The sequence below is a fragment of the Treponema sp. R80B11-R83G3 genome, from assembly GCF_054786115.1.
Window position 1 is genome coordinate 1 of sequence record NZ_BDHF01000334.1, and the last position, 814, is coordinate 814.

General features: G+C 39.9%; 1 protein-coding gene. It reads right to left on the minus strand.

Features of this window, described 5'->3' with window-relative positions:
• Positions 1 to 814, minus strand: an 814-nt coding sequence (locus ACYVRH_RS13690) for a hypothetical protein (protein ID WP_461257443.1), incomplete at both ends; no start/stop codon positions are given.

Genomic DNA, 814 nt, shown 5'->3' on the forward strand with positions numbered 1-814 from the left:
TACATCATTAGCGCCGGTAATCCCTGAAATTTCATCAGCGGATTTTTAAATTCTACGTCCCCTCCTGTGGAAAGTACCGTTAATTTTTGCACTTCGTTATTCTGCGCCAATATTACCGCTTCACCGGCGGTAATATAAAGCTCACCGGCTGTAATTTTACCGTCGTTCTGGCTTATTCCTCCTTTAACATTAACAGTAATTTTTTTGTTTACGGTAATTGTCCCGGCGCTTTGTTTTATTTTTCCGCCTGTCGTATTTAAATTAAGCAGATAATCGTCCGCGTCATAATCGCCCTCAAAAATAATATCCCCCGACGTGGTATTAATTGTTAAATCACCTAACGCGGTAATTGAACCTGTAATGTAAACATTAAAACCGTCTCCCGGAGACGGTAAAATTAACGGCCACGGAGAAAAAATACCGCTTGAATCAATCCAGAAACAATTTTTAGTATCCGCAGGGCCAAATTCATAATCTACACCCGTTACACCAGAACGCAATTTATTATCCGAGGTACCGCTTATGTTAAAATAAGTCAGGAAAATATCCACGGCATCCGTATTATCAGTATTTAATTCAACATTTCCTGTAATGTTTTTTGTTCCAGTTAAAGAAAGCACGCTCATACACCAAATGGTAAGATCGGCGGTTATCGTTAAATTTGTTAATGTAACCGTTCCCGGCTTGCCAAAAACAGTGTGCTCAGGATACCCAGCGTTTAAGACAACTGAATCGCCTACAATATTAAGCAAAGATATATTGCCGCCCGCGTTTACTGTTATGTCTTTTCCATCAAGTTTACCGGAACCGTTAC